Below are 24,241 nucleotides of genomic sequence, written 5' to 3'. Positions count from 1 at the left end.
CGCGAGCGGAAGCCGTCAGCTGACCCGCCGTTCCCGACCTTCCCAGAACGGCCTGCGCAGCTCGCGCTTCAGCACCTTGCCCGCGCCCGACAGGGGCAGCGGTGCCTCCGTGATCTCGATGCTGCGCGGACATTTGTAGCCGGCAATCAACGTCTTCGTGAACTCGATCAGCTCGCCCGCCGAAACCTCCACGCCGCCGCGTCTGACCACGACGGCATGGACCTGCTCTCCCCATTGCTCATTGGGAATTCCGATGACCGCGCATTGCAGCACCGACGGATGCTGCGCCAGCGCGTTTTCGACCTCGACCGAGTACACATTCTCGCCGCCCGAGATGATCATGTCCTTCACGCGGTCGACGACGTAGATGAACCCGTCCTCGTCCATGTAGCCGCCATCGCCCGTGTGCATCCAGCCGTCGACGACGGCGCGCGCGGTCTCTTCCGGCCGTTCCCAATAGCCCATCATCACGGTGTCGCCGCGCACCGCGATCTCACCGACGGACCCTGCCGGCATCGGCCGGTCGTTCTCGTCGACGATCCGGACCTCGCAGCCGAGCGTGGCACGGCCGGCACCGCGATGACGTCCCTTGCGGCGCCCCTCCCCGACATGCTCGCCGGCGTGCAGCAGGGTCGCGATCGGCGACAGTTCGGTCATGCCATAGGCCTGGGTGAAACGCACATGCGGCAATGCGCGCGCGGCGCGGTCGAGCACCGCCTCGCTGATCGGCGAGGCCCCGTAGATGATGTGCTTGAGCGACGACAGGTCGTAGTTTCCGATCGCGGGGTGATCGACGAACATCTGGATCATCGTGGGCACCAGCAAAACGTCGGTCACGCGCTCGTTCTGCATCGCAGCCATCACGCCTTCGGGCGTGAAGCCCTGAACGATCACGTTTGAGCCGCCGGAGAGCAGCAGCGAATACATCGCCGCACCGTTGGCGAGGTGAAACATCGGCGCCGCATGCAGATAGGTCGTGCTCGCCGGAAACAGTCCTTCGCCGAGAGCATTGAGCGCGTTGGCCATCAGGTTCTGGTGGCTGAGCATCACGCCCTTGGAACGCCCGGTGGTGCCGCCGGTGTAGAAGATGCCGGCGAGATCGTCGCCCTTGCGCATGGCATCGGCGACCGGAGCGCTGCCCGCGACCAGATCCTCATAGCTCTCCATGCCCGCCGGCACCTCGCCGTCGTCGGCATAGATCAGCTTCAGCCCTGGAATGGCGCCGGCGAGCTGCGCGCCGACCTGCGCAAAGGCCTTGTCGACCAGTAGCACGGAGGCACGGCAGTCGCGCAGCGCATCCTCGTTTTCGAGGGCGCTCCAGCGGATGTTGAGCGGCACGATCACGCCGCCCGCCCAGCCGGTCGCCAGATAGAGCTCGAGATAGCGGTCCGAGTTGAAGGACAGCACCGCGACGCGGTCGCCGTCCTTGACACCGCGCGTGCGCAGGCCGCCGGCCAGCCTGGCAACGCGTTCGCCGAGATCGCCCCAGCTGCGCCGCCGCTGGCCATAGACGGTGGCCAGCCCGTTCGGATTGATCTGCAGCGCGCGCCGCAGCCCATGCGTGATATTCATCGCGTTCCTCCTCCTGTGCGCTTCTTCCCTGTCGTCCCGCGCCCTGAGTTGCGCCGTTGCGGCGCTCTCGGCGTCTTCTTTGTCATCTGCTGCCGGCCCGCGGTCGCCAGGCCTTCCGTCAGCCGAACCGTGAACTCGTCGGCGATTTCGCTCGGCGACAGCCCGCCGTCACGGCGATACCAATGGCCGATCCAGTTGAGCGCGCCGGCGATCGCGAACGCTGCAAGCTTGGGGTCGCAAGGCCTGATCGAGCCGTCGTCGATGCCTCCGGAGATATACTTCCGGAACGTGGCGTCGATGCGCTTCTTGGCGGCGCGCGCGACACCGGCGTTCCGCTCGGTCAGGTCGCGCAGATCGAAACGCACCAGGCTCGCGCCGAAGTCGGTCGCCATCAGCCCGGCATAGGCGTGCACCAGCTTGCGCAGCTTGGCGAGGCCCGAACCACCGCCGGCGTTGATCTCCGTGATGACGCTGTCGACGAGCTCGGCGCCCATCGACCAGCATTCGAACAGGATCTCGTCCTTGCCCCGGAAGTAATTATAGAGCGCGGGCTTGGTGATGTTCAGCCGTTCGGCGACCTCGTTCAGCGTCACGCGATGATAGCCTTGCTCCAGGAACAGCTGCACGGCGGCGCGCAGCACCGCCTCGCGCTTCTCGTCGCGGGCGCGGCGGCGACTCTCGAACGGCAGCCAGGGCGGCGGCGATGAGGGCGGAGCGGGCGGCGCTGAATCCATGCTTGATCGGTTGACTCCGGAGGACATCGACCGATATGTTACCCATGGGTAAGAAAAAGTCCAATGGGTAATTTATCGGGAGGAAACCATGTCTGACGTGGTCGTCGCAGGGGTCGGCATGATCCCCTTCGCCAAGCCGGGCGCCAGCGCGCCCTATCACGAGATGGGGACGGAAGCGGCCGAGCTCGCGCTCGCCGACGCAGGCCTCGGCTACGAGAAGGTCGAGCAGGCCTATGTCGGCTACGTCTACGGCGATTCCACCTGCGGGCAGCGCGCGCTCTACCATGTCGGAATGACCGGCATCCCCATCGTCAACGTCAACAACAATTGCTCGACCGGCTCGACCGCGCTGTTCATGGCGCGGCAGATGATCGCGAGCGGCGCGCTCGACTGCGTGCTGGCGGTCGGCTTCGAGCAGATGAAGCCCGGCGCGCTCGGCAGCGTCTATACCGATCGCCCGAGCGCGTTCGAGGAATTCGACGCGGCTGCGGACCAGCTGATCGACGCCCCCGGCATTCCGCTGGCGCTGCGCTATTTCGGAGGCGCCGGGCTCAGCCACATGAAGAAATACGGCACACCGCTCGACGCCTTCGCCAAGGTGCGCGCCAAGGCGAGCCGTCATGCCAGGAACAATCCGCTCGCACTCTTCCGCAAGGAAGTCACGGCCGACGACGTGATGAACGACCAGGTGATCTGGCCGGGCGTGATGACGCGCCTGATGGCATGCCCGCCGACCTGCGGCGGCGCCGCCGCCGTACTGGTGTCCGAGCGGTTTGCGGACCAGCATGGCATCGGCAAGCAGGTGCGCATCGCGGCGCAGGCCATGACCACCGACACGCCGTCGACCTTCAAGGCCGGCGACATGATGCAACTGGTCGGCTACGACATGGCCAAAGAGGCGGCAAGGCGGGTTTATGAAAGCGCGGGCATCGGGCCCGACGATCTCGACGTCGTCGAGCTGCACGACTGCTTTGCCCACAACGAGCTCATCACCTACGAGGCGCTCGGCCTCTGCGGCGAGGGCGAGGCCGGTAAGTTCATCAATGACGGCGACAACACCTATGGCGGCCGGATCGTGACCAATCCGTCCGGCGGCTTGCTGTCGAAGGGACATCCGCTCGGCGCCACCGGGCTTGCGCAGTGCTACGAGCTAACGCGGCAGTTGCGCGGCACGGCGGGACCCACGCAGGTCGAGGGTGCGAAGGTCGCGCTCCAGCACAATCTGGGCCTCGGCGGCGCCTGCGTCGTCACGCTCTACCAGCGCCATTGATATCGCCATGGTCGATCAGTCCGCCGTAGGGCGCTGCTTCACGCCCGTCACCGCGCGCGTGGAGCCGGGTCGTCTTCGCTACTTCCTGAATACGCTGGGTGAACAGAATCCGGTCTACCGCGACGCAGATGCTGCGCGCGCGGCCGGATTTGCCGGAACGCCGGTGCCGCCGACCTATTTGTTCTGCCTGGAGATGATGGACGCCGGGGACCCGTTCGAAATGTTCAGCGCGCTCGGCATCGACCTTGGCCGCGTGCTGCATGGCGAGCAGAGCTTCGTCTATCACGCGCCGGTTCTGGTCGGCGACACCCTGACGTTTCGGCCGAGCGTGACCAGCGTGACGGAGAAGAAGGGCGGTGCGATGACGCTGATCGGCATCCGATGCGAGGTGACCAACCAGGACGGCGTGCATGTCGCCGATACCGCGCGCACCATCGTCGTCCGCAACAAGGTGACGTCGTGATGGCATCCGCAGACATCAAGGCCGGCGACCGCATCGTCCACAAGGTCTTTCCGCCGATCACCCGCCACACGCTCGCGCTCTATTGCGGCGCATCGGGCGATCACAATCCGATCCACGTCGATATCGACTTTGCCAAGACGGCCGGATTCCCGGATGTGTTCGCCCACGGCATGCTGGTGATGGCCTATCTCGGACAGGCGCTCACGGATGTAGTGCCGCCGTCGAAGCTCCGCAGCTTTGCGACCCGGTTCGTCTCGATAACCCAGCTCGGCGCCAAGCTGACATGCGAAGGCACCGTGACCGAGCTCTTCGCGGAGAATGGCGAGCGCCGCGCAAAGCTCGCGCTCACCACCAGGGACGATCGCGGCGAGGTCAAGCTCGAAGGCAGCGCCGTCGTCGCGCTGTGACAGCAGGAGGACACATGCAAATGGCAAAGTTACAAGGAAAGGTCGCGCTCATCACCGGCTCGGGCCGCGGCATCGGGCGCGCGATCGCACTCAAGCTCGCGCACGAAGGCGCCCGGGTGGTCGTCAATGATCTCGATGCCGAGCCTGGCAACGCGGTGGTCGCGGAGATCAAGGCGCTCGGCGGCGACGCCGCCGCAGTGAACGGCAGCGTCTCGGAAGCGGGCTTCCCCGACCGGTTCGTCGGCGCCGCGCTGGACAAGTTCGGCGGGCTCGACATCATCGTCAACAATGCCGGGTACACCTGGGACTCCACCATCCAGAAGATGACGGACGAGCAGTTTCAGGCCATGCTCGACGTCCATCTCGTCGCGCCATTCCGGATCCTGCGCGCGGCCGCCGAGCCGATCCGCGTCTTTGCCAGGAAGGAAGCCGAGGAGGGGCGCGAGGTGTTCCGCAAGGTCGTGAACATCTCCTCGATCGCTGGCCTCTACGGCAATGCCGGACAGGCGAGCTATTCCTCGGCCAAGGCCTCGCTGATCGGGTTGACCCGGACCATGTGCAAGGAGTGGGGCCGCTACAAGGTCAACGTCAATTGCGTCGCCTTCGGCCTCATCAACACCCGTCTGACCCAGCCGATCGAGGCGCAGCAGAAGACCATCGACGTCGCCGGCCGCGACATCAAGGTGGGCGTGCAGCCGCACATGCTGGAGGCCATGTCGCGCATGATCCCGCTCGGCCGCGGCGGCACGCCGGAAGAGGCCGCCGACGCCGTCTATCTGTTCTGCAGCCCGGAATCCAATTATATCAGCGGCCAGGTGGTCGTCGCCGGCGGCGGCCTGATTGTCTGAGAGCGAGGCGCTGATGCAATACCGATCGTCGTGGATGACCGAAGAGCTGGACACGTTCCGCGACCAGTTCCGGAAATATCTCGCCAAGGACCTGGCGCCGCATGCCGAGAAATGGCGCGAGCAGAAGATGGTCGACCGCTTCGCCTGGCGCGGGCTCGGCGAGATGGGTGCGCTGCTCGCGAGCGTGCCGGAGGAATATGGCGGCCTGGGTGCCACCTTCGCCTATGACGCAGCGGTGCTGGAAGACCTCGAAAGCACCGTGCCGGAGATGACGACCGGCGTCTCCGTGCACAGCGCCATCGTCGCGCATTACATCCTCAACTACGGCTCGGAGGAGCAGAAGAAGCGCTGGCTGCCCAAGATGGCCTCCGGCGAGATGGTCGGCGCCATTGCCATGACCGAGCCCGGCACCGGCTCGGACCTCCAGGCCGTCAAGACCACGGCGAAGAAGCAGGGCAATTCCTACGTCATCAATGGCCAGAAGACGTTCATCACCAACGGCCAGGCCGCCGATCTCGTTATCGTGGTCGCGCGCACCGGCGAAGCTGGCGCCAAGGGCATTTCGCTGATCGTGGTCGAGACCGCGGGTGCCGACGGCTACAAGCGCGGGCGCAACCTCGACAAGATCGGCCTGCATGCGTCCGATACGTCGGAACTGTTCTTCGACAACGTCACGGTGCCGCCGGAAAACCTGCTCGGCAAGGAAGAGGGCCAGGGCTTTGCTCAGCTGATGCAGCAATTGCCGCAGGAGCGCCTCGCGCTCGCGGTCGGCGCCGTCGCTTCGATGGAGCGCGCGGTCAAGCTCACCACCGATTACACCAAGGAGCGGAAGGCGTTCGGCAAGCCGCTGATGGACTTCCAGAACACCGCCTTCACGCTCGCCGAGCGCAAGACGGAAGCGATGATCGCACGCGTCTTCGTCGACTGGTGCATCGAGCGCCTGATCGCCGGGGATCTCGACACGGTCACGGCGTCGATGGCGAAATACTGGTGCTCGGAGAAGCAGGTCGAGACCGCTGACGAATGCCTGCAGCTGTTCGGCGGCTACGGCTACATGCAGGAATACCCGATCTCGCGCATCTTCATCGATTCGCGCATCCAGAAGATCTATGGCGGTACCAACGAGATCATGAAGCTGCTGATCGCCAGATCCTTATAGATCAAGTCGCTGTAGATCATCGCGCACGCCAGTCGCGCGGCCGGCAGCCGAAGCGCTGCTTGAAGCGCCGCGTGAAGTGGGAGAGGTCCGAAAAGCCCCAGTCGAACGCGATGGCGCCGATCGCACGGTCCGCCATTGCGGGATCCCCGATATCCCTGGCCGCGCCGTCGAGCCGGTGGTCGATGACATAGTCGGTGAAGCTGGAGCCCGATCGCGCCAGCAGCTTGTGCACATAGCGCTCGCTGATGCCGACGGCCTCGGCGACATCGGCAACCGCGAGGCCGGGCTCGCGGAGCCGCCGGTGGATGGCTCGCTTCAGCGCCAGCGTGGTTGCATCGGCAAGACTCTCGGACTCCGCAGCGCCTGCCCGGCTGCGCCGCGACAGGCTCACGGCGACCAGTTCGATCAGAACCCGGAATAGCCGCACGCCCTCGTCTTCGCTCATGCGCAGCGCCCCCTCGCTGAGCGTGCGCGCGGTCTCGACGATGAGATGGCCGACGAAGGGATCGTCGGAGACGCGCGCTGCTCCGACGTCGAAGGAGGCCGGCAGGCGCTCGCGCAAGGCTTCTGCCGGCACCCAGAACGAGGCAACGCTCAACTGTGGTCCGCGGTCGTGCAGAAGCGCGAACTGCCGATCGCTGTCGAAGATGCCGACCTGTCCCGACGAAAGGCTGATCTCGCGATCCCCTTGCTGGATGCGACAGCGGCCCGCCAGCTTCAGGTTGAGGTAGAAACAGCTGCGGTCCGATGTCGCGATGTCGGCCGCAGAGCGCCGCACCACGTGCTCGGGAAAGCTGACGCGGTTGATCGCGGCATCGCCGAGGCGGACGTGATCAACGCTGGCAGCAAAGCCGGCTGCGGCCGCCGGCTCCGGCGTCAGATTCATGAAGGCCTGGCAGATCGCCTCGCGATAATAGGCGAATTGCTCGGTCGGCCGCACGCCCGCAGTATTCCAGGCCGATTGACGTGACGGAATGGCGCGCTCGATCTGCTGCATCGGTTCACTCCGAGACCAATCCGGTTCACTCCCAGCCAAGCGGCAAACCAGCCGCCGGTCCACAATCGACGTACGGCAGGGCCGCGCAGCCTCGATCTAACCACACCCTTGGGAGGAGCCACAACATGTCGACCTACGTTCTCGTCCACGGCGCCTGGCACACCGGTGCCGAGTTCGAGCCCGTCGCGGCCCCGATCCGCGCCGCTGGCCATCAGGTCTATACGCCGACGATCAAGGGCAACCGCCCGGGCGATGCCAAGACGACCGGACTGAAGGAGGCGATCCAGTCGATCGCCGACTATCTCGCCGAGAACAATCTCAAGGACGTCATCCTGCTCGGCCATTCCTATGGCGGCATGATCATCACCGGCGTCGCCGATCTCGCGCCCGATCGAATCCGTCGCCTGGTGTACTGGAATGCCTTCGTGCCCAACGATGGCGAATGCCTCAACGACATGGTGCCGCCACACTATATCGGACTGTTCGACGCGATCGCGGCCGAGCGAGGCGACGGCTCGGTGGTCTTGCCCTTCCCGGTCTGGCGCGAAGCCTTCATCAACGATGCAGATGTCGCACTGGCGCAGCGCGCCTACGACGTCCTCAATCCGCATCCGCTGGCGACCTTCACCGACAGGATCGCGCTCAAGACCAATCCGGCGGAGATGCAGCTGGCCAAATCCTATATCAACTGCACCGAAGACACCGCGCTGCCGCACAGCTACGGCTGGCATCCGCGTCTGTCGGAGAAGCTCGGCCTGTTCCGCCTGGTGCAGGTGCCGGGAAGCCACGAGCTGTGCTTCTCCGATCCGGCACGGCTCGCCAGGGCCATCATGGAGGCGGGACGCGATTGAAAGCGCGCCCTGCGCACGCTCTCGATCGTGGGCCGTTCAATTCGGATGCCACCAGCGGCCGCCGATGACGACTCCCTCGGAGACGATCTTGCGGTCACCGATCAGGTGCTCGCCGACGACGTCCTCATAATCGAACTGGCCCTGCCTGACCGAGATCAGCGTGGCGTCGCCGACGCTGCCCGGCTTGAGGCTGCCGAGCTCGGGGCGCCGCAGCGCCATCGCCGCGTTCACCGTCGAGGCCGCGATCACGTCCGGCAGCTCCATGCCCATGCACAGGAACTTCGACATGGTCGTGACCTGGTCGTAGGCCGGGCCGTCGATGCAGAGCTGATGGATGTCGGAGGAGATGGTGTCGGGATAGAAGCCGTTGGCGAGCATGGCGCGCGCGGTCTTGAAGGCGAACGAGCCCTTGCCGTGGCCGATGTCGAACAGCACGCCGCGCTCGCGCGCATCCAGCACCGCTTTCTTCACCGTACCTTGCGCGGTCGCCGGCGTGTTGGGGAAGGGCCTGAACGCATGGGTGAGAACGTCGCCGGGCCGCAGGCGGGCCAGCACCTCCTCATAGCTCGGCGGCGGGTGGTCGATATGCGCCATCAGGGGCATGCCGACCTCGCTGGCAACCTCCAGCGCGATGTCGAGCGGGACGGCGCCCGATGTGCCCGAGGAGTGCAAGCCCACGCGCACCTTGATGCCGACGATGAGATCGCGGTTGGCATCGGCCACCTTGGCCGCCTCGATCGGATTCATCAGCCGCAGCTCCTCGCTCTCGCCGACCATGATCCGGTGCGAGAAGCCGAAGATGCCGGCATGCGAGACGTGCAGGTAAGCGAGGATGCGAACCTGGCTCGGCTCGATGACATGCTTGCGGAAGCCGGCGAAATTGCCGGGACCTGCGCTGCCGGTGTCGACCGCCGTGGTGACGCCGGAGAGACGGCAGAATTCCTCGGCATCGATGCCGAGCGAGGTGCCGCCCCAATAGACATGGGTGTGCAGATCGATCAGCCCCGGCGTCACGATGAACTGCGAGACGTCACGCACCTGCGTGGCAGGGTCGGCCTTGAGCCCGCTGCCGATCGCAGCGACCTTGCCGCCGGCAAAGGCGACATCGGTCACGGCATCGAGCTTCTGGGATGGGTCGATCACCCGCCCCCCGCGCAGGATCAAGTCGAAAGGCATCATGGTCTCCGGATCTAGCTGTGAGGCGGCCGACTGGTCGACCGAAGGGAAGGAATCCCCACACTTCTAGCAATTTTTGCGCCGGAGTCCCTGGCAAACCGAGACGAAGGACCCATGACAAATCAGCAGCCCCCGTAAGAGCCGCGCCCCGGCCTTTGACGCAAATTCCGTCTCCTCCGGGGATGCTGTCGATGCACCTATTCAGAGCGAACCATGGCAAGACGCATCAGCGCTTTGCGGACACCGGCGCCATAGGCCGGATCGGCTTTCGTGCAGTTCGCGATGTGGCGCTCCTGGATGTGGACGGCTGCACTGCCGACGGCGCGGGCCGTATTGTCGAACAGGACCTGCCGCTGCGCCGCGTTCATCTTGCGGAACAGGTCTCCGGGCTGCTGATAGTGGTCGTCGTCGATACGATGATCCCAGTGGGCGGCGGCGCCGTCGATCTCCAGCGGCGGCTCGTTGAGATCGGGCTGATCGGTCCACTCGCCGTGACTGTTGGGGAAATAGGTCGGCGTTCTCCCCAGATTGCCGTCCGTCCGCATTGCGCCGTCGCGATGGTAGCTGTGATACGGACATTTTGGGGCATTGACTGGAATAAGGTGATGGTTGACGCCGAGGCGATAGCGCGCCGCGTCTCCATATGAGAACAGACGAGCCTGCAGCATCTTGTCGGGCGAGAAGCCGATGCCGGGCACGACATGGGCCGGCGAGAAGGAGGCCTGCTCGACCTCGGCGAAGACGTTTTCCGGATTCCGGTTCAACTCGAAATATCCGACCTCGATCAACGGAAAATCCGCCTTGGGCCAGACCTTGGTCAGATCGAACGGGTTGAACGGAAACGCTTTGGCTTGGTCATCGGTCATGACCTGCACGAACAGAGTCCAGCGCGGAAATTCACCGCGCTCGATGCTCCCGAACAAATCGCGCTGATGAGACTCGCGGTCCTTGCCGACGAGCGCCTCGGCCTCGGCGTCCGTCAGGTTCTCGATGCCCTGCTGCGTGCGGAAGTGAAACTTCACCCAAGTCCGTTCATTGGCAGCGTTGAGGAAACTGTAGGTATGGCTGCCGAACCCGTGCATGTGACGATAGCTCCTGGGAATGCCGCGCTCGCTCATGACGATGGTGACCTGATGCAGCGCCTCCGGCAGCAGCGTCCAGAAATCCCAATTGTTGTCGGCGCTGCGCATCCCCGTCCGCGGGTCGCGCTTGATCGCGTGATTGAGGTCGGGGAAACGCAGGGGATCGCGGAAGAAGAACACGGGGGTGTTGTTGCCCACCATGTCCCAGTTGCCTTCCTCGGTGTAGAACTTGAGCGCAAAGCCGCGGATGTCGCGCTCGGCGTCGGCCGCGCCGCGTTCACCGGCGACGGTCGAGAAGCGTGCAAACATCGGCGTCTGCTTTCCGATCTGCGAGAAGATCTTCGCCTTGGTATAGCGGGTGATGTCATGGGTTACGGTGAAGCTGCCGAAGGCACCCGATCCCTTGGCATGCATCCGCCGCTCGGGGATCACTTCGCGGTCGAAATGAGCCAGCTTCTCGATCAGCCAGATGTCCTGGAGAAGAGCGGGGCCACGACGGCCCGCGGTCATGATGTTCAGGTTGTCGCTGACGGGAGCGCCGGTCGCGTGCGTGAGATAGGGTGGCTTGTCGCTCATGTGATGATTCCCGATCGGTGATTTGGAGAAAGAGGCGGTAAGGCCGCGCGGCAGCGCCGGGCGGCGGCTCAGCCGTGCCAACGCGAGCCGCGGATGACGCTGCAGAAGTTGCCGCGATGGAAATGCGGCTCCTTGTCGGCGATGACGTCGGCCTTGACGTTGCCGAAGGTGGTATCCGGCCTGTGCTTGATGCCGTCGTAGAACGCCTGGATGATGTCTTCCTTGAAGTGCGGCGTTCGCGGAAACGCCTGCACCACCGCCTCGCGTTCCTCGTCGGAATAATCCTCGTAGGTGAGGCCGAGAACGTCCATCTCGACGCCGGCGGTCACCAGAGCGACGACGGGATGCATATACTGCGGCACGCCCGGCGTCGTGTGCAACGCGATCGCGGTCCAGACCGTGTAGGCGTCGGCTTCGGAGATGCCATGGCTGCGCAGGAAGTCACGAGCGGCGTGCGCGCCGTCCACTTCGAATCGTTCGTGCTTGCTGCCATGGCCCGGCATCAGGCCGATGTCGTGAAACATCGCACCTGCGTAGAGCAGCTCGCGGTCGAATTTCAGCGCGCGGCGAATGCCGGCCAGCGCGCCGAAATGATAGACGCGGCTGGAATGATTGAAGAGCAGGTCCGTCTCGGTGTCACGGATGTAGTCGGTGACGGCGCGCGCAAGCTTGCTGTCGGGAATGGCGGCGGCTTTGACAATCTGTGGCATGAGGGTCTCCTGAAAATCTCTGGTCGCCCGCAAGCTAAATCCGCGCTATTCTGTCTTCAATTGACGTAATACGTCTAAAGCGGACAAATACCGACCGAGGCGGACATGAGCGGGAAGCCGAAACCGAGGACAGTTGTGATCGTGGCGTTGCCCGGGGTGCAGCTTCTCGACGTGGCGGGGCCGCTCGACGTTTTCGCCGAGGCCAACGTGCAGGCCGGCCATCAGGCCTATGTGCTTTTGGTGGCTGGGGCGGAGCCCGGCCCGATCCACAGCTCTTCAGGCGTGCGACTGATGCCGGACCGGATCATCGATCGCGGTTTCCAGGAGAGCATCGACACGTTGCTGATCGCGGGATGCCCGCACGCCGCCGACGTGCCGGCAGGCGGCGTGATGACCGATTGGCTCCGCCGGCGGGCGACCAGGACCCGGCGCTTCGGATCGGTTTGCAGCGGCGCCTTCTTCCTTGCAGCGGCGGGCCTCCTCGACGGCAGACGAGTCACGACACACTGGGCAGTCGCCGACCGACTTGCCGAAAAATACCCTTCAGTCACCGTGGACAGGGACGCGATCTACGTCACCGACGGCAAGCTTCGCACGGCTGCCGGTGTCACTGCGGGGCTCGATCTCGCGCTCGCCCTCGTCGAGGAGGATCTCGGGCGCGAGACGGCGATGAAGGTTGCGAGCCAGCTCGTCATGTTCTTCAAGCGCCCGGGTGGACAAATGCAGTTCAGCCGCAAGGGCGAGACCGTCCCCGCCGGCCGTGCCGCGCTGCAGGAACTGCAGCGCTGGGTCGCCGCCAATCCTGGACTGGACCACAGCGTTGCGAGCCTCGCGACGCGCATGGACATCAGCCCGCGTCACTTTGCGCGGCTATTCCGTGCCGAAGTCGGAATCACCCCCGCAACCTGGGTCGAGGAGGCCCGCGTCAACGCGGCGAGGCGCCTGCTGGAACTCGGAAACGAAGCGCCCAAGCAGGTGGCCCTGCATTGCGGCTTTGCCGACGCGGACACGCTGCGCCGCGCGTTCGCCCGCCATGTCGGCGTGACGCCCGCCGAATATCGCAAGCGCTTTGCGCGGATCTCGGCCTGATACGCGATACGGGAGGAAGATGAAAATGGCGATCCCGGGATGACTCGAACATCCGACCTACGGTTTAGGAAACCGCCGCTCTATCCGGCTGAGCTACGGGACCGCGGAACCCGTGGGTACGGGTTCGATCCCGTCATAGCAGAGCAAAATGCGGTTCGCCAGCCGTCAGGCGGGCCAAGCCATCGTCAACCTGAACAGGGCGGCTATACAATCGCTTCCAGGCCCCTCTCGGCGGAGCAGCCCACCATGATCGAGAGCATCAGCGCCATCACGCTCGGCACCCATGACATGGCGCGCGCCGTGCATTTCTACCGCTCGCTCGGATTCGAGCTTCTCTATGGCGGCGAGGCCGCGGCATTCACGAGCTTTCGCGCCGGCAGCGGCTATCTCAACCTGACGGCGCAGCCGGACGACAGGTGCTGGTCCTGGTGGGGCCGCGTCATCTTCCATGTCGCCGACGTGGACGCGACCTATCAGCAGGCGCGCGCTGCGGGATGGCAGCCGTCGACCACGCCGCGCGATGCCGAATGGGGCGAGCGCTACTTCCATCTCACCGACCCGGACGGCCATGAGCTCAGTTTCGCGCGGCCGTTGTCCTGACCGAATAAGTCGCAGTCGCTGACGTTCCCCAACGTGCAAGTAGCGCTGTCTCGGCCGCTGTGGCAAGCTCGGCGCGGTTTCCTCAGGTTCTAACCAGGGAGGACGACCATGGTAACCTATGTTGTGCTGGGAAACTTCACGGATCAGGGAGCCCGCAACGTCAAGGACTCGCCGAAGCGGGCCGACGCCTTCAAGGAGATGGCCAAAACGTTCGGCGTGACTGTGAAAGAGATCGTCTGGACGCAGGGACGATACGACGTTGTGACCGTTCTCGAGGCTCCAGATGAGGCTGCCGCGATGTCGCTCAGCCTTAGTCTCAGCGCTCTCGGCAACGTCCGCACCGAAACGCTGCGCGCGTTTTCGGCAGCGGATATGACAAAGATCGTTGGCAAGATGCTCTGACGCTCAGGCCCGCGCGAGCGCACCGGACCTGCCACCGGACCCGGGATGGCAATCCCGGGCAGAGGCCTCTCATGCCCTGATATTGTTGTCCTTCACCACCTTGCCCCAATAGGCGACCTGCTTGTCGAAGAAGGATTTGAAGGCAGCGCCGTCCTGGAGCAGCAGCGTCATGTGCTGGGTGTCCTTGAGCTGGGCGGCGGTCGCGGGCTCGCTCAGTATCTCCCTGGACGCCGTCGCCATGGCCGAGACGATATCGGGCGGCGTGCCTGCGGGGGCGAAGATGCCCCACCAGGCCAGCGTCTCGAAATCGGGGAAGCCGGCCTCGATCGCGGTCTGCGTGTCCGGCAGCGCCGGCAGCCGCTCGCGGCCGAGCTGCAGGATCGGGCGCAGCATGTTGGTGCCGAGCTGGGCGGCGACCAGCGCGGCCGATCCCGCGATCAGGTCGACATGGCCGCCGAGCACGTCGTTCATCGCGGGGCCACCGCCGCGATAAGGCACGTGCATGATCTCGACCCCGGCCTTGCTGCCGAGCACGGTCATGGCGAGATGGCCGAGCGTGCCGATGCCGACAGAGGCATATTTCACCGCGCCGGGCGTCGCCTTGCAGGCCGCGACCACGTCGGCAAAGCTCTTGTAGGGACGGCCGGCACCTGCGGCGATCACGTAAGGCGCGGTGCCGATCAGCAGCACCGGCATCAACTCGCGCTCGACATCGACCGGTGGCTTGTCGAGGATGGCCGGGATCACCGCGTGGGAATCGAACGTCACCAGGAAGGTCGAGCCGTCCGCCGGGCTCTTGGCGACCTGCGCCGCGCCGAGCGCGCCGGCCGCGCCCGATTTGTTCTCGACCACGACGATGCGATTGAGTTTTGTCTGTAGATTGGCCTGCAACAGCCGCGCCATCGCGTCGGTCGAGCCACCCGGCGGGAACGGCACCACCAGTGTAATCTTGCCGGCCTGCGCCTCCGCTGGCGCGATTGCGAGAATAGCGGGCGCTGTCAGCAGCGCCCGTCTTGTGATCGTCATCGTCCCCTCCCTTGTGTCTCCGCGCCCGGCTTTTGCTCTTTGGCGCTTCAGGTCGTTCCGAAACCCGACCCTGGTTTTCTGTATTCTGGCCGAGGCGGACTGAAGATGTCCAGCACCCGGGCGCCGTCGGGGCCGGCCCGCATGGTGTGCGGCACGTTGCCGGGCGTGCGCCAGAAGTCGCCCTTCTTCACCGGGATCTCCTCATCGCCCTGGACGCGGATGGCCGAGCCGTCGAGCAGCACGCCCCATTGCTCCTCGGGATGGTGATGCAGCGTACCCTGCGCATGCGGCGCCAGCGTCACCACCGAGAGCATCGCCTGCTCGCCGGAGAAGATGCGCGTGGTCACCCCGGCTGCGAGCTCGCGGAACAGCCCGTCGCTGGCATCGTCGATGTTGTGGAATTCGTCCTTCTGGCTCACGCCATCCTCCCCTTCACGCGTATCTGATCAGGCTTTGCCATAAGATCCCTGGTAGCGGCCCTCGCGGATCGCCTTCAGCGTCTCCTCCTCGCGCGCGACCTGGGCGCGCACCGCGTCCAGCAGCGCAGCGGCACCGGCGGCGGGGAACGACACCACGCCGTCCTCGTCGCCGACCACGATGTCGCCGGGCGAGATCACGCTGCCGCCGATGGTGACCGGCACGTTGATTTCGCCGGGCCCGTTCTTGTAGGGACCGCGATGGATCACCGCGCGGGCGTAGCAGGGAAAGTCGTCGGCCGCGAAAGCCGCGACGTCGCGGATCGCGCCGTCGATGACGTAGCCTTCCGCTTTGCGCCACTGCGCGATGTTCTTCATGATCTCGCCGACCAGCGCCCGCGTCTCGTCGCCGCCGCCGTCGACCACGATGACGTCCCCCGGGCCGACCAGGTCGAGCGCGCGATGGATGGCGAGATTGTCGCCGGGACGGGTGCGCACGGTGAAGGCCGTTCCCACCAGCTTGCCGCCGCGATGATACGGCCTCAGCCCCACCGCGCCCGGCAGCCGGGCGAGATTGTCAGAGATCACCGAGGTCGGCGCGTCCCTGAAACCTTCGATGATATCGGCCGGCGGTTTCGGCACGCTGCTCGCTGCAATGGTGATCGTCATGTCAGTCCTTCCGTGTTTGTCTTACTCGACGTGCGCCCGCGCTTTCGCCGGCCAGATCCGGAAGGCGCGCCCCTCCTTCATCCACGCCGCGCGCTCATCGCGCAACAGGGTGCGGCGGACTTTACCGGAATCATCGCGCGGCGGAGCGCCGACGAACTCGAAGCTTTCGGGGTGCTTGTAGCGGCTGAGCCGGTCTTTCAGAAACTCCGTCATGCCGTCGGCGATGGCCTGGCCGTTGGCGTCAGGCTCCGGTTCGATGATGGCATGCACACGCTGGCCCAATTCCGGATCGGGCAAGCCCACCACGACGCAGGAGCGCACCCCGGGGCAGGCAGAGACCGCGGCCTCGACCTCGGCCGGATAGATGTTGGCGCCGCCGCGCAAGACCATGTCGGCGAGGCGGTCGCCGAGATAGAGATAGCCTTCCGCATCCAGCCGGCCGATATCGCCGAGCGATTCCCAGCCGTCGGCACGGCGTTTCGGCTCGGCACCGAGATAGTGATAGGTGGCGTCCTTGCCGTCATTGTTGAGGAAGTAGATCTCGCCGGTCTCCCCCGGCGCAACATCGTTGCCGTCCTCGCCGATGATGCGAAGCTTCGCCATGTCGCCGATCTTGCCGACCGAGCCCTTGTGCGTCAGCCATTCCGTGCCGGAGATGATGCAGGCGCCCTGGCGCTCGGTGCCGCCATAGAGCTCCCATATCCGCTCGGGCCCGAGCCAGGCGATCCAGTTCTCCTTCAGCCAGGGCGGCATCGGCGCGGCCATGTGGAAGACCGTCTGCAGGCTCGACACATCGTAGGCGTTGCGCACGTTCTCCGGCAGCGCCCAGATCCGGTGCATCATGGTCGGCACGAAATTGACCCATTGCACGCGCTCGCGTTCGATCTGGCGCAGCGTCTCCTCGGCATCGAACTTGGTAAGGCCGGTGAGCTTGCCGCCGACGAACAGCGCGTAATGCGACACGATGAACGGCGCATTGTGGTAGAGCGGGCCGGGATTGAGCAGCGAAACTCCGAAGGGGATGTTGAGCGGCGGCGCGGCGACCGTGTCGGTCACCGCCGGCTGATGGTCGAGGATCACCTTGGGACGGCCGGTCGAGCCGCCTGAGGTCATCGCTTTCCAATAGCGCGCCACCGGCGCATTGAGCGGCTCGTCCGAGAAACCTTCCGGCACGAAGTCCGCAGGCAGCCGGTTCGGCGCATTCCAGTCGGCCTCGCCGCCGACCACAAGCGCCGGCTTCAGAATGTCGAGCACCGCGGCGGCTTCGCCGCGCGGCAGCCGCCATGACAGCGAGGTCGGCGTCGCCCCGCACTTCCATACCGCGAAGGAGGTCTCGAAGAACGTGTTGCCGTTCGGCAGGCCGATCGCCACGAAATCGCCGGGCTTGACGCCCCTTGCCGCGAACGCCCGGGCGCGCCGGTTGGCGCCACGCTCGAGCTCGTCCCAGGTCAGCGTGTCCTGCCCGTGACGGATGGCGATCGTGCCATGCGGTTTGCGTTCAGCGTACCAGCGCGGCACGTCGGACAGGGGCAGCAGCATCAGGCGTTTCCACTTCGTCTTCTTGGCGACGCCTCGGGAGTGAGGCGCTCACGGCATGAGTGTAACAGTCTGCCGGCAGGGCGCTGTGACTCCCGCGCCACGTCAAGCACAAAATGTCAGCATTGCAGACATGAAATTCCCAAGTTCCATGGGTGACAAGGCGGCGATAAAGGGGCAAAAATCGGTCTCGACTCAGTTCGGGTTGAGTCCTGCAAGGAATGCTCTCGTAGAATGTCGGCCGTGGCTACATCGCGTCGTGCGGCGCTGCTTCTTGTGACCGCAGCAGGGTCTCTCCTGCTGACGCATGCGCATGCCGAGGCGCAATGGTGGAAGCGCGCGCCGGTCGATTTCGAGGAATGCGCCGACGCCGCCGAGAAGGCCGCAACCAAGTCCGAGAAGACCTCCGCGCTTGCCGATTGCAACGCCAAGTTTGCTGGCCGCCGCAAGCCGGGCGGCGGCTATTCCTATTACGACTTCCTCCAGGATCGCACCTTCGACATCGCCGGCCCCAATCCGACGCCGGAGGAACAGAAGAAGATCGACGAAGCCTACACCGCCTATCTCGCCAGTCAGCGCCGCAGCAATGAAGCAGCCCAGGCCACCGCTCGCCAGCAGCGCGAGCAGCAAGAGCAACTGGTGCAGCAGCTTCAGCAGGTGGCACTGCGAACCGAAGTCGAGCGCGTGCCTATTCCGGTCGAGCGGCCAAAGGTCCAGCAGGCCGCAGGCCCGAGGCCGAAGGGCGCACCCTGCACCAAGGGCTCGTTCTCCTGCGAATGGCCACGGCTATCGGAAAGCTTGAACGATCTGAAGAAGCTGTTCAACCCGACCCCGAGCAAGCCCGCGAAGAAGGGCTGAGCCGAGACAGCGTCATTTCCGGATTGAGCGTGGAGCGTCAGTTCGTGTGCTTCTTCTTGCCGCGCTTCGGCTTGACCGCGGGCGCAGTCGCGGGCTCCGTTATGGCCATCGAACCACTCAACTCCTTGCGGCTCTCCTGCAACCGCCTGTCATAGCCGGGCGAGTTCATGACCGTCGGCGGCCTGGCGTAGGCGAGCGTCGATGCGGCGCAAAGCGCGGCCAGTGCAAGCCCGATCATCAAACCACGCTTCATCGCGTTCCTCCTTCGCACTCACGCCGACCCGCGAATCTGCTGCGGCGTCAGCCGCAGCGGGCCGTTGCCGGCCGTCTCAGCCTCCTTGATCAGCGCAACAATGCGGCGCATCAGCGGCACGCTGACATTGTTCCGCTCGGCGAGCGCGATGACCGCGCCCTGGAGATAGTCGATCTCGGTCCTGCGGCCCTGCTTGAGATCCTGCCACATCGAGGAGCGCGCCTCGGGATCGATCTTCATCGTGCGTCCCAGGATCGCTTTGAAGATCGCATCGGGCAGCCGCAGCAAGGCCGGAGACCACCTCATCGGGATCGGCGTCGCCGAGACCGGCGTGATGCCGGCCGCCTTCAGCGCCGCGAGCCCCTCGGCCATCTGGTCGGCGAACAATCTGCGCCAGTCGCGGTTCGCCAGTTGCGCGGCGAGCGGCAAGTCCGACAACGCGCTGAGCGCATTGTTCAGATTGATGATCAGCTTGCCCCATTGCACGCCGGTGATGTCACCGCTCGCGCGCACCGTCAGGCCGGCGACGGAGAGTGCGGCGGCCGTGTTCTCCGGATCCTCTCCCACGTGGATGTCGCCGGAGGTCGAGCGGTGGAAACGCCCCCCGCCCATCGCGATCACGTTGAACGGCACCATACCCGCAAGCACGCGGCGGCCGCCGAGCCGCTCACGCAGCACCGCGACATTGCCGATGCCGTTCTGGAGCGAGACGACGACGGCATCCTGCGGCGCATGCTGCGCGATCTGATCCGCGATGTCGGCGGTGTCGGCGCTCTTCACCGTGACCAGCACGATACCTGCGCTGTGGAAGATCGCGGGATCCTCCGATAGCGCGAGCTGACCCGCGCCAAGCCTCTTCTCGGAGCCGTCGAAATCGGTCAGAAGCAGGCCGAACCGCTCGATCTCGGTCTTCACCCGCGGCCGCACCAGCAGCGCGACGCGGCGGCCGGCGGCCGCCAGCATGCCGCCGACGAAACAGCCGATGGCGCCCGCGCCGGCGACTACGATCGGTCGATTTGTCATAACCTCGCCTTGCTCAACCTGAACGGCTCGCCTTCGATAGCAGAGGCCAGGCCGGCAACCAATCGCGGTGCATCCGACTTGTAACGGTCATGCGTGCCCCATATGTTTTCGCCCCGGGGGCAGTCAGCGGCGAGCGCTCGCCGAACCAGAGGCCAAAGGAGAGCACCATGGGTCTACTCGACGTCCTCAATGGCATGCAAAACGGCCCGCGCGGCCCGAGCACACCGAGCTCCGAGAAATCCTCCGGCGGCATGTCGCCGATGACCATGGCGCTGCTCGGCCTGCTCGCCTGGAAGGCGTTCAAGCATTTGACGGCAGGCCAGCAGCCCGGCGCGGCGCCTGCCCCGCAGCCGCGGTCGCCGCTGCCGCCTCCGACGCAGGCGAATGCGGGCGGCCCCGGCGGCGGTCTCGGCGATTTGCTCAAAGGTGGCCTCGGCGGCCTGCTTGCGGGCGGCGCGGCCGGCACCGTGCTCAGCGGTGGGCTCGGCGATCTCCTCAACCAGCTCCAGCAGAGCGGCCAGGGCGAAGCTGCGAATTCCTGGGTCGGCAGGGGCGAGAACAAGCCGATCGCGCCCGGCGATCTCGCCAGCGCACTCGGCGCCGACCAGATCGACAGCCTGTCCGCCCAGAGCGGCCTGTCACGCGAGGAACTGCTCTCCGGCCTCAGCCAATATCTGCCGCAGGTGGTCGACCATCTGACGCCGGACGGACGGCTGCCGACCGAGAACGAAATCTCGGGCCGAATCTGAAGTTCTTGGTCTGAGCATGATCCATTCGGAGAACCGCGACACACTTCTTCGGATCATGCTCGAAGCGTTCTCGGGAAGGGGAGCACACTCATGAGCATGGGCGGCCTGTTGTGGATCATCGTCGTCGGCTTCGTCGCCGGCCTTATCGCGCGCTGGCTGGCGCCGGGGCCGAATAATCCGAGCGGCTTCATCCTCACAACCATCCTCGGCATCGCCGGCGCATTTCTGGCGACCTTCCTCGGCCAGGCCATCGGCCATTACAGCCCCGACCAGGGCGCCGGCTTCATCATGGCCACGATCGGCGCCGTGGTGGTGCTGTTCATCTGGCACCGGCTGGTGGCGAGCGGCGTGATCAAGGGGTAGTAGCGCGGGAAGTCGGGGCACGCCGTCGCTCCGTACTCGTCATTGCGAGGAGCGCTTGCGACGAAGCAATCCAGGCCGTTTCCGCGGAGGGATTCTGGATTGCTTCGCTTCGCTCGCAATGACGAGCTAGGTAACCAGATGCATCCCCGCATCCATGCGCACGACCTCGCCGGTCATGTTGCTGGAGGCCGGCATCGCCAGGAAGCAGACGAGTTGCGCGATGTCTTCTGCGCGCGAGGCGACCTTCAGCGGCACCTTTGCGACAACGCTATCGCGCACCTGTTTGGCCCCTGCCTCGCCGCGGCCTTTGGTGAACCAGGGCGTGTCGATATAGCCGGGGCATACCGTGTTGACGCGGATCAGCGGCGCCAGCGCACGCGACAGCGACAACGTCATGGTGTTGAGTGCGCCTTTGCTCGCGGCGTACGCGATCGACGAGCCGACACCGCTGATGCCGGCGACCGAGGATACGTTGACCACCGCGGAAGGCCGTCCCGAAGCCTTCGCGCCCGCCTCGAGCAGGCTGCGCGCCGCGCGCACCATCTGGAATGGACCGATGGTGTTGACGCCATAGACCCGCTGGAAATCCTCCGCCGACAATCCGTCGAGATCGGCGTGAGCGACATGCTTGGTGGTGCCGGCATTGTTGACGAGGATATCGAGCCGGCCCCAGGGCGCAGCGGCAGCTACGATCTTGCGGCAATCCTCATCCCTGGAAACATCGCCCTGCGCGACCAGGACCTCCGCCGCGCCGGCCTTGCGGCAGAGGTCGGCCGTGGCCTCGGCTTCCTTCTGGCTCGACGAATAGTTGATGACGAGCCGCGCCCCGCTCCGCGCGAGAATCTCCGCGGTCGCCGCGCCGAGGCCGGACGCCGATCCCGTCACGATTGCGCACAGACTGTCCTTTGCCATCCCGAATTCCTTCCCCTGTTCTGACGTTGGCGTCCTCTTTAGCGAGTTTGCCGCGCCCTGCAAATCGAGCAAACTCCGCTAAGCGGAATTAGCCTCCTGTTGGCCCTTGCGCCCATGCCCACGCCGCAGGTTGACCTGCGGTCAACGCTTGTCAGGGCCATGGCTTTTTCCGATCTTCGGGCGCAAGAAGAGAGCGCGCACCCGCCTACGGAACGGGACGCGCCAATGGCAAGACACGGGGAACGCTGTGGCGGAGAGTGACAATATCGTCGTCGAGACCGCGGAGAAAATCTTCGCCGATCTCGCCGATCCGCAAACCATCAACAACGACAAGAAGGATTCGTGGCAGGCGCCGCTGTGGCGGGCGCTGAGCGAGGCCGGCCTTCCATTGTCCTGGGTGCCCGATGATCTCGGCGGCTCCGGCGCGAGCCTTGCCGATGGCTTTGCGCTGCTGAACGCCGCCGGCCGTTTCGCGGTCGCGGTGCCTCTGGCCGAGACCATGCTGGCGGGGTGGCTGCTGGCGCAGGCCAGGATCTCATCGCCCGAAGGCGAGATGACGGTGCTGCCGGCTTCGCCGAAGGACCGCATCAGCCTCGCTGCCGATGGCGCGCTCTCCGGCCGTGCCCGCGGCGTGCCGTTCGCGAAGACAGCGAAGCACTTCGTGGTGCTGGCGCACGGCAAGGACGGTGTTTCCATCGCGCTGGTCGATGCGGCCAGGGCACGGATCGAGGCCGGCCTCAATGTCGGCTACGACCACAGCGACACCGTGACGCTCGACAAGGTCCAGCCCATCATCATCAAACCCGCGCCGAAGGGCTGCGACCAGACCACGCTGATGCTGATGGGCGGCGTCGCACGCAGCCTTCAGATCGCCGGTGCATTGGAATCGATGCTCGATATCTCCGTGCGCTATTCCAACGAGCGCGTCGCCTTCGAGAAGAAGATCTCGAAATTCCAGGCGGTGCAGCACAATCTCGCGCGCCTTGCCGGCGAGTCCGCCGCGGCGCTTGCGGCGGCGACGTCGGCCGCCGACGCGATCGCCAACGCAAGATCCTTCAACGACGAGGTCTATCTCGAAGCCGCCTCCGCCAAGATCCGCTGCGCGGAAGCCGCCGAGAAAGGCGGCGGCATCGCGCATCAGGTCCACGGCGCGATCGGCTTCACCATGGAGCATATCCTGCACCGCTATTCGCTGCGGGCGCTGGCCTGGCGCGACGATTTCGGCTCGGAAAGCTACTGGGCCGTCGAGCTCGGCAGGCTGGTCGCGAACCGCGGCGCCGACGAATTGTGGCCGCTCGTGGCGTCGCGCTGATCAGGAGACGAGACAACAATGACCGCTGCCCTCCGTTTCGATCCGATCCGCCTGCCGGAGAAGTGCGAACAGCTGCGCAAGGAGGTGCGCGCCTTCCTCGCCGAGGAAATCGCCGCCGGCACCTTCGATCCGCACAAGCCCAACCGCGAGGACACCGACGCGCCGGAATTTTCCCGCAGGGTCGGCGCCAAGGGCTGGCTGGGGATGACCTGGCCGAAGAAATATGGCGGCCAGGAACGCTCCTTCCTCGAACGCTACGTCGTGACCGAGGAGATGCGCGTCGCCAACGCGCCGACGCGGCGCTTCTTCGTCGCCGACCGCCAGAGCGGGCCGGTGCTGCTGAAATACGCGCCCGAGCACATCAAGATGGAGATCCTGCCGCGAATCTGCCGCGGCGAGGTCTGCTTTGCCATCGGCATGAGCGAGCCGAATTCCGGCTCCGACCTGTTTGCGGCGAAGACGCGCGCGACCAAGACCGACGGCGGCTACCTCATCAACGGCACCAAGATCTGGACCTCGTCGGCACACATCGCCGACTACATGATCGCGATCTTCCGGACCTCGCCGCCGACCAAGGAGAACCGCCGCCACGGCCTGACGCAGTTCCTGGTCAAGATGAAGCAGCCCGGCATCAAGGTGAACCCGATCGGCCAGATCACCGGACAGTACGAATTCAACGAGGTCGTCTTCACCGACCACTTCATCCCCGACGATCACGTGCTCGGCGAGGTCGACGGCGCCTGGAAGCAGGCCACCTCGGAACTCGCCTACGAGCGCTCCGGCCCCGAGCGCTTCCTGGAGACCTATTACGTGCTGACCGAACTGGTGCGCGCAGTCGGTCCCAATCCGGACACGCGCAGCGCCGAGGGCATCGGCCGGCTGGTGGCGCAACTCCACACCATGCGCCGCATGTCGGTCTCGGTTGCCGGCATGCTGGAAGCCGGCAAGGAGCCGGTGGTCGAAGCGTCCATCGTCAAGGACATCGGCACGGTCTGGGAGCAGCAGCTTCCTCACCGCGTCCGCGACCTCGCCGCCTTCGTCGAGGAGACCGCGAGCAACCGCGAGACGCTGGAGCGGCAGCTCGACTTCGCCATCAAGACCGCGCCGAAACTCACCATTCAGGGCGGCACCACCGAGGTGCTGCGCGGCATCATCGCCCGCGGACTTGGCTTGCGCTAAGCTGATGGG

At 65.5% G+C, this 24,241-nt stretch carries 27 protein-coding genes and 1 tRNA gene; 14 read left to right on the top strand and 14 right to left on the bottom strand.

The window, feature by feature from the left end:
• Positions 1-15: 15 nt before the first annotated feature.
• Together AC1RQP_RS16545 and AC1RQP_RS16540 are read right to left on the bottom strand one after the other, a co-directional pair.
• Entirely contained in the window at positions 16-1,572 is a 1,557-nt protein-coding gene (locus AC1RQP_RS16545) for a long-chain-fatty-acid--CoA ligase (protein ID WP_492937723.1), read from the bottom strand.
• Positions 1,569-2,306: a TetR/AcrR family transcriptional regulator gene (locus tag AC1RQP_RS16540; protein ID WP_492937722.1), complete on the bottom strand. Its 738-nt coding sequence runs from the start codon at positions 2,304-2,306 to the stop codon at positions 1,569-1,571. The genes AC1RQP_RS16545 and AC1RQP_RS16540 overlap by 4 nt, the downstream gene beginning before the upstream one ends.
• An 88-nt stretch (positions 2,307-2,394) precedes the next feature.
• On the opposite strand from AC1RQP_RS16540, the gene AC1RQP_RS16535 reads away from it, so the two are divergent.
• The 5 genes from AC1RQP_RS16535 to AC1RQP_RS16515 are packed head-to-tail and all read left to right on the top strand — an operon-like array spanning position 2,395 to position 6,453.
• On the top strand, positions 2,395-3,576 hold the full coding sequence (locus AC1RQP_RS16535) for a lipid-transfer protein (RefSeq protein ID WP_492937721.1): 1,182 nt from the start codon (positions 2,395-2,397) through the stop codon (positions 3,574-3,576).
• 7 nt (positions 3,577-3,583) lie between these two features.
• Complete coding sequence (locus tag AC1RQP_RS16530) at positions 3,584-4,039, top strand: MaoC family dehydratase N-terminal domain-containing protein (RefSeq protein WP_492937720.1); 456 nt, start codon at positions 3,584-3,586, stop codon at positions 4,037-4,039.
• Positions 4,039-4,446 (top strand): MaoC family dehydratase, encoded by a 408-nt coding sequence (locus AC1RQP_RS16525; RefSeq protein WP_492937719.1) that lies wholly within the window; start codon positions 4,039-4,041, stop codon positions 4,444-4,446. Before AC1RQP_RS16530 ends, AC1RQP_RS16525 begins: the two co-directional genes overlap by 1 nt.
• Before the next feature lie 20 nt (positions 4,447-4,466).
• On the top strand, positions 4,467-5,294 hold the full coding sequence (locus tag AC1RQP_RS16520; RefSeq protein ID WP_492937718.1) for an SDR family NAD(P)-dependent oxidoreductase: 828 nt from the start codon (positions 4,467-4,469) through the stop codon (positions 5,292-5,294).
• Between the two features lie 13 nt (positions 5,295-5,307).
• A complete protein-coding gene (locus AC1RQP_RS16515) occupies positions 5,308-6,453 on the top strand; it encodes an acyl-CoA dehydrogenase family protein (RefSeq protein WP_492937717.1) in 1,146 nt (381 codons plus the stop codon).
• Between the two features lie 16 nt (positions 6,454-6,469).
• Here the strand turns inward: AC1RQP_RS16515 and AC1RQP_RS16510 are convergent, their stop codons facing one another.
• Positions 6,470-7,450, bottom strand: a complete 981-nt coding sequence (locus AC1RQP_RS16510) for a helix-turn-helix domain-containing protein (protein WP_492937716.1) — start codon at positions 7,448-7,450, stop codon at positions 6,470-6,472.
• A 125-nt stretch (positions 7,451-7,575) separates the two neighbouring features.
• On the opposite strand from AC1RQP_RS16510, the gene AC1RQP_RS16505 reads away from it, so the two are divergent.
• Entirely contained in the window at positions 7,576-8,301 is a 726-nt protein-coding gene (locus tag AC1RQP_RS16505; protein ID WP_492937715.1) for an alpha/beta fold hydrolase, read from the top strand.
• A gap of 36 nt (positions 8,302-8,337) precedes the next feature.
• Here AC1RQP_RS16505 and AC1RQP_RS16500 read toward each other — a convergent pair whose 3' ends face one another.
• The 3 genes from AC1RQP_RS16500 to AC1RQP_RS16490 form a co-directional block, all read right to left on the bottom strand.
• Positions 8,338-9,477, bottom strand: a complete 1,140-nt coding sequence (locus tag AC1RQP_RS16500; RefSeq protein ID WP_492937714.1) for an amidohydrolase/deacetylase family metallohydrolase — start codon at positions 9,475-9,477, stop codon at positions 8,338-8,340.
• Between the two features lie 197 nt (positions 9,478-9,674).
• Entirely contained in the window at positions 9,675-11,135 is a 1,461-nt protein-coding gene (locus AC1RQP_RS16495) for a catalase (RefSeq protein WP_492937713.1), read from the bottom strand.
• 68 nt (positions 11,136-11,203) lie between these two features.
• Positions 11,204-11,845: an HD domain-containing protein gene (locus AC1RQP_RS16490; protein WP_492937712.1), complete on the bottom strand. Its 642-nt coding sequence runs from the start codon at positions 11,843-11,845 to the stop codon at positions 11,204-11,206.
• 105 nt (positions 11,846-11,950) lie between these two features.
• Here AC1RQP_RS16490 and AC1RQP_RS16485 point away from each other — a divergent pair, with 105 nt between their 5' ends.
• Positions 11,951-12,934 carry a GlxA family transcriptional regulator gene (locus AC1RQP_RS16485; protein WP_239620279.1) on the top strand — a complete coding sequence of 328 codons (984 nt, stop codon included), beginning with the start codon at positions 11,951-11,953 and terminating at the stop codon, positions 12,932-12,934.
• Positions 12,935-12,960: 26 nt separating this feature from the next.
• On the opposite strand, the gene AC1RQP_RS16480 is transcribed toward AC1RQP_RS16485, so the two are convergent.
• Positions 12,961-13,037 (bottom strand) — tRNA-Arg (locus tag AC1RQP_RS16480).
• A gap of 143 nt (positions 13,038-13,180) precedes the next feature.
• Here AC1RQP_RS16480 and AC1RQP_RS16475 point away from each other — a divergent pair.
• Both AC1RQP_RS16475 and AC1RQP_RS16470 read left to right on the top strand, forming a co-directional pair.
• Entirely contained in the window at positions 13,181-13,534 is a 354-nt protein-coding gene (locus tag AC1RQP_RS16475; RefSeq protein ID WP_239620277.1) for a VOC family protein, read from the top strand.
• A 108-nt stretch (positions 13,535-13,642) separates the two neighbouring features.
• Positions 13,643-13,936 (top strand): GYD domain-containing protein, encoded by a 294-nt coding sequence (locus tag AC1RQP_RS16470; protein WP_239620275.1) that lies wholly within the window; start codon positions 13,643-13,645, stop codon positions 13,934-13,936.
• Between the two features lie 69 nt (positions 13,937-14,005).
• On the opposite strand, the gene AC1RQP_RS16465 is transcribed toward AC1RQP_RS16470, so the two are convergent.
• Genes AC1RQP_RS16465 through AC1RQP_RS16450 form a run of 4 tightly spaced genes read right to left on the bottom strand, consistent with a single transcriptional unit; the run spans position 14,006 to position 17,586 of the window.
• Entirely contained in the window at positions 14,006-14,962 is a 957-nt protein-coding gene (locus tag AC1RQP_RS16465) for a tripartite tricarboxylate transporter substrate-binding protein (RefSeq protein ID WP_492937711.1), read from the bottom strand.
• A 47-nt stretch (positions 14,963-15,009) separates the two neighbouring features.
• Positions 15,010-15,381 (bottom strand): dimethylsulfonioproprionate lyase family protein, encoded by a 372-nt coding sequence (locus AC1RQP_RS16460; RefSeq protein WP_239620271.1) that lies wholly within the window; start codon positions 15,379-15,381, stop codon positions 15,010-15,012.
• A gap of 27 nt (positions 15,382-15,408) precedes the next feature.
• Positions 15,409-16,047, bottom strand: coding sequence for an RraA family protein (locus AC1RQP_RS16455; protein ID WP_239620269.1), 639 nt, complete (start codon positions 16,045-16,047; stop codon positions 15,409-15,411).
• A 21-nt stretch (positions 16,048-16,068) separates the two neighbouring features.
• A complete protein-coding gene (locus tag AC1RQP_RS16450; protein WP_492937710.1) occupies positions 16,069-17,586 on the bottom strand; it encodes an AMP-binding protein in 1,518 nt (505 codons plus the stop codon).
• 231 nt (positions 17,587-17,817) lie between these two features.
• Between AC1RQP_RS16450 and AC1RQP_RS16445 the strand changes: the two genes are divergently transcribed.
• The gene (locus AC1RQP_RS16445; RefSeq protein ID WP_239620266.1) at positions 17,818-18,441 is read left to right on the top strand and encodes a hypothetical protein; all 624 of its coding nucleotides are present in this window, start codon (positions 17,818-17,820) and stop codon (positions 18,439-18,441) included.
• A 37-nt stretch (positions 18,442-18,478) separates the two neighbouring features.
• On the opposite strand, the gene AC1RQP_RS16440 is transcribed toward AC1RQP_RS16445, so the two are convergent.
• Both AC1RQP_RS16440 and AC1RQP_RS16435 read right to left on the bottom strand, forming a co-directional pair.
• Positions 18,479-18,694: a hypothetical protein gene (locus AC1RQP_RS16440; RefSeq protein ID WP_239620264.1), complete on the bottom strand. Its 216-nt coding sequence runs from the start codon at positions 18,692-18,694 to the stop codon at positions 18,479-18,481.
• 18 nt (positions 18,695-18,712) lie between these two features.
• Positions 18,713-19,717: a 2-dehydropantoate 2-reductase gene (locus tag AC1RQP_RS16435; RefSeq protein WP_239620261.1), complete on the bottom strand. Its 1,005-nt coding sequence runs from the start codon at positions 19,715-19,717 to the stop codon at positions 18,713-18,715.
• Positions 19,718-19,884: 167 nt separating this feature from the next.
• Between AC1RQP_RS16435 and AC1RQP_RS16430 the strand changes: the two genes are divergently transcribed.
• Together AC1RQP_RS16430 and AC1RQP_RS16425 are read left to right on the top strand one after the other, a co-directional pair.
• Positions 19,885-20,466 carry a YidB family protein gene (locus AC1RQP_RS16430; protein ID WP_239620259.1) on the top strand — a complete coding sequence of 194 codons (582 nt, stop codon included), beginning with the start codon at positions 19,885-19,887 and terminating at the stop codon, positions 20,464-20,466.
• Positions 20,467-20,556: 90 nt separating this feature from the next.
• Positions 20,557-20,829 (top strand): GlsB/YeaQ/YmgE family stress response membrane protein, encoded by a 273-nt coding sequence (locus AC1RQP_RS16425; protein ID WP_239620257.1) that lies wholly within the window; start codon positions 20,557-20,559, stop codon positions 20,827-20,829.
• 126 nt (positions 20,830-20,955) lie between these two features.
• Here AC1RQP_RS16425 and AC1RQP_RS16420 read toward each other — a convergent pair whose 3' ends face one another.
• Positions 20,956-21,741, bottom strand: a complete 786-nt coding sequence (locus tag AC1RQP_RS16420; protein WP_492937709.1) for an SDR family NAD(P)-dependent oxidoreductase — start codon at positions 21,739-21,741, stop codon at positions 20,956-20,958.
• A 247-nt stretch (positions 21,742-21,988) separates the two neighbouring features.
• Between AC1RQP_RS16420 and AC1RQP_RS16415 the strand changes: the two genes are divergently transcribed.
• Together AC1RQP_RS16415 and AC1RQP_RS16410 are read left to right on the top strand one after the other, a co-directional pair.
• Positions 21,989-23,053, top strand: coding sequence for an acyl-CoA dehydrogenase family protein (locus AC1RQP_RS16415; protein WP_492937708.1), 1,065 nt, complete (start codon positions 21,989-21,991; stop codon positions 23,051-23,053).
• 18 nt (positions 23,054-23,071) lie between these two features.
• Positions 23,072-24,232, top strand: coding sequence for an acyl-CoA dehydrogenase family protein (locus AC1RQP_RS16410; RefSeq protein ID WP_135166830.1), 1,161 nt, complete (start codon positions 23,072-23,074; stop codon positions 24,230-24,232).
• Positions 24,233-24,241 lie beyond the last annotated feature (9 nt).

Source organism: Bradyrhizobium sp. GW821-FHT13H06 (genome assembly GCF_058803975.1).
Note: the sequence above shows the minus strand (reverse complement) of the source record. Positions and strands in the feature narration are given on the sequence as shown.

Excerpts from the sequence above, each read along its gene's own strand:
- AC1RQP_RS16545 (WP_492937723.1), bottom strand. The coding sequence starts at position 1,572 with ATGAATATCACGCATGGGCTGCGGCGCGCGCTGCAGATCAATCCGAAC.
- AC1RQP_RS16540 (WP_492937722.1), bottom strand. The coding sequence starts at position 2,306 with ATGGATTCAGCGCCGCCCGCTCCGCCCTCATCGCCGCCGCCCTGGCTG.
- AC1RQP_RS16535 (WP_492937721.1), top strand. The coding sequence starts at position 2,395 with ATGTCTGACGTGGTCGTCGCAGGGGTCGGCATGATCCCCTTCGCCAAG.
- AC1RQP_RS16530 (WP_492937720.1), top strand. The coding sequence starts at position 3,584 with ATGGTCGATCAGTCCGCCGTAGGGCGCTGCTTCACGCCCGTCACCGCG.
- AC1RQP_RS16525 (WP_492937719.1), top strand. The coding sequence starts at position 4,039 with ATGGCATCCGCAGACATCAAGGCCGGCGACCGCATCGTCCACAAGGTC.
- AC1RQP_RS16520 (WP_492937718.1), top strand. The coding sequence starts at position 4,467 with ATGGCAAAGTTACAAGGAAAGGTCGCGCTCATCACCGGCTCGGGCCGC.
- AC1RQP_RS16515 (WP_492937717.1), top strand. The coding sequence starts at position 5,308 with ATGCAATACCGATCGTCGTGGATGACCGAAGAGCTGGACACGTTCCGC.
- AC1RQP_RS16510 (WP_492937716.1), bottom strand. The coding sequence starts at position 7,450 with ATGCAGCAGATCGAGCGCGCCATTCCGTCACGTCAATCGGCCTGGAAT.
- AC1RQP_RS16505 (WP_492937715.1), top strand. The coding sequence starts at position 7,576 with ATGTCGACCTACGTTCTCGTCCACGGCGCCTGGCACACCGGTGCCGAG.
- AC1RQP_RS16500 (WP_492937714.1), bottom strand. The coding sequence starts at position 9,477 with ATGCCTTTCGACTTGATCCTGCGCGGGGGGCGGGTGATCGACCCATCC.
- AC1RQP_RS16495 (WP_492937713.1), bottom strand. The coding sequence starts at position 11,135 with ATGAGCGACAAGCCACCCTATCTCACGCACGCGACCGGCGCTCCCGTC.
- AC1RQP_RS16490 (WP_492937712.1), bottom strand. The coding sequence starts at position 11,845 with ATGCCACAGATTGTCAAAGCCGCCGCCATTCCCGACAGCAAGCTTGCG.
- AC1RQP_RS16485 (WP_239620279.1), top strand. The coding sequence starts at position 11,951 with ATGAGCGGGAAGCCGAAACCGAGGACAGTTGTGATCGTGGCGTTGCCC.
- AC1RQP_RS16475 (WP_239620277.1), top strand. The coding sequence starts at position 13,181 with ATGATCGAGAGCATCAGCGCCATCACGCTCGGCACCCATGACATGGCG.
- AC1RQP_RS16470 (WP_239620275.1), top strand. The coding sequence starts at position 13,643 with ATGGTAACCTATGTTGTGCTGGGAAACTTCACGGATCAGGGAGCCCGC.
- AC1RQP_RS16465 (WP_492937711.1), bottom strand. The coding sequence starts at position 14,962 with ATGACGATCACAAGACGGGCGCTGCTGACAGCGCCCGCTATTCTCGCA.
- AC1RQP_RS16455 (WP_239620269.1), bottom strand. The coding sequence starts at position 16,047 with ATGACGATCACCATTGCAGCGAGCAGCGTGCCGAAACCGCCGGCCGAT.
- AC1RQP_RS16450 (WP_492937710.1), bottom strand. The coding sequence starts at position 17,586 with ATGCTGCTGCCCCTGTCCGACGTGCCGCGCTGGTACGCTGAACGCAAA.
- AC1RQP_RS16445 (WP_239620266.1), top strand. The coding sequence starts at position 17,818 with ATGTCGGCCGTGGCTACATCGCGTCGTGCGGCGCTGCTTCTTGTGACC.
- AC1RQP_RS16440 (WP_239620264.1), bottom strand. The coding sequence starts at position 18,694 with ATGAAGCGTGGTTTGATGATCGGGCTTGCACTGGCCGCGCTTTGCGCC.
- AC1RQP_RS16435 (WP_239620261.1), bottom strand. The coding sequence starts at position 19,717 with ATGACAAATCGACCGATCGTAGTCGCCGGCGCGGGCGCCATCGGCTGT.
- AC1RQP_RS16430 (WP_239620259.1), top strand. The coding sequence starts at position 19,885 with ATGGGTCTACTCGACGTCCTCAATGGCATGCAAAACGGCCCGCGCGGC.
- AC1RQP_RS16425 (WP_239620257.1), top strand. The coding sequence starts at position 20,557 with ATGAGCATGGGCGGCCTGTTGTGGATCATCGTCGTCGGCTTCGTCGCC.
- AC1RQP_RS16420 (WP_492937709.1), bottom strand. The coding sequence starts at position 21,741 with ATGGCAAAGGACAGTCTGTGCGCAATCGTGACGGGATCGGCGTCCGGC.
- AC1RQP_RS16410 (WP_135166830.1), top strand. The coding sequence starts at position 23,072 with ATGACCGCTGCCCTCCGTTTCGATCCGATCCGCCTGCCGGAGAAGTGC.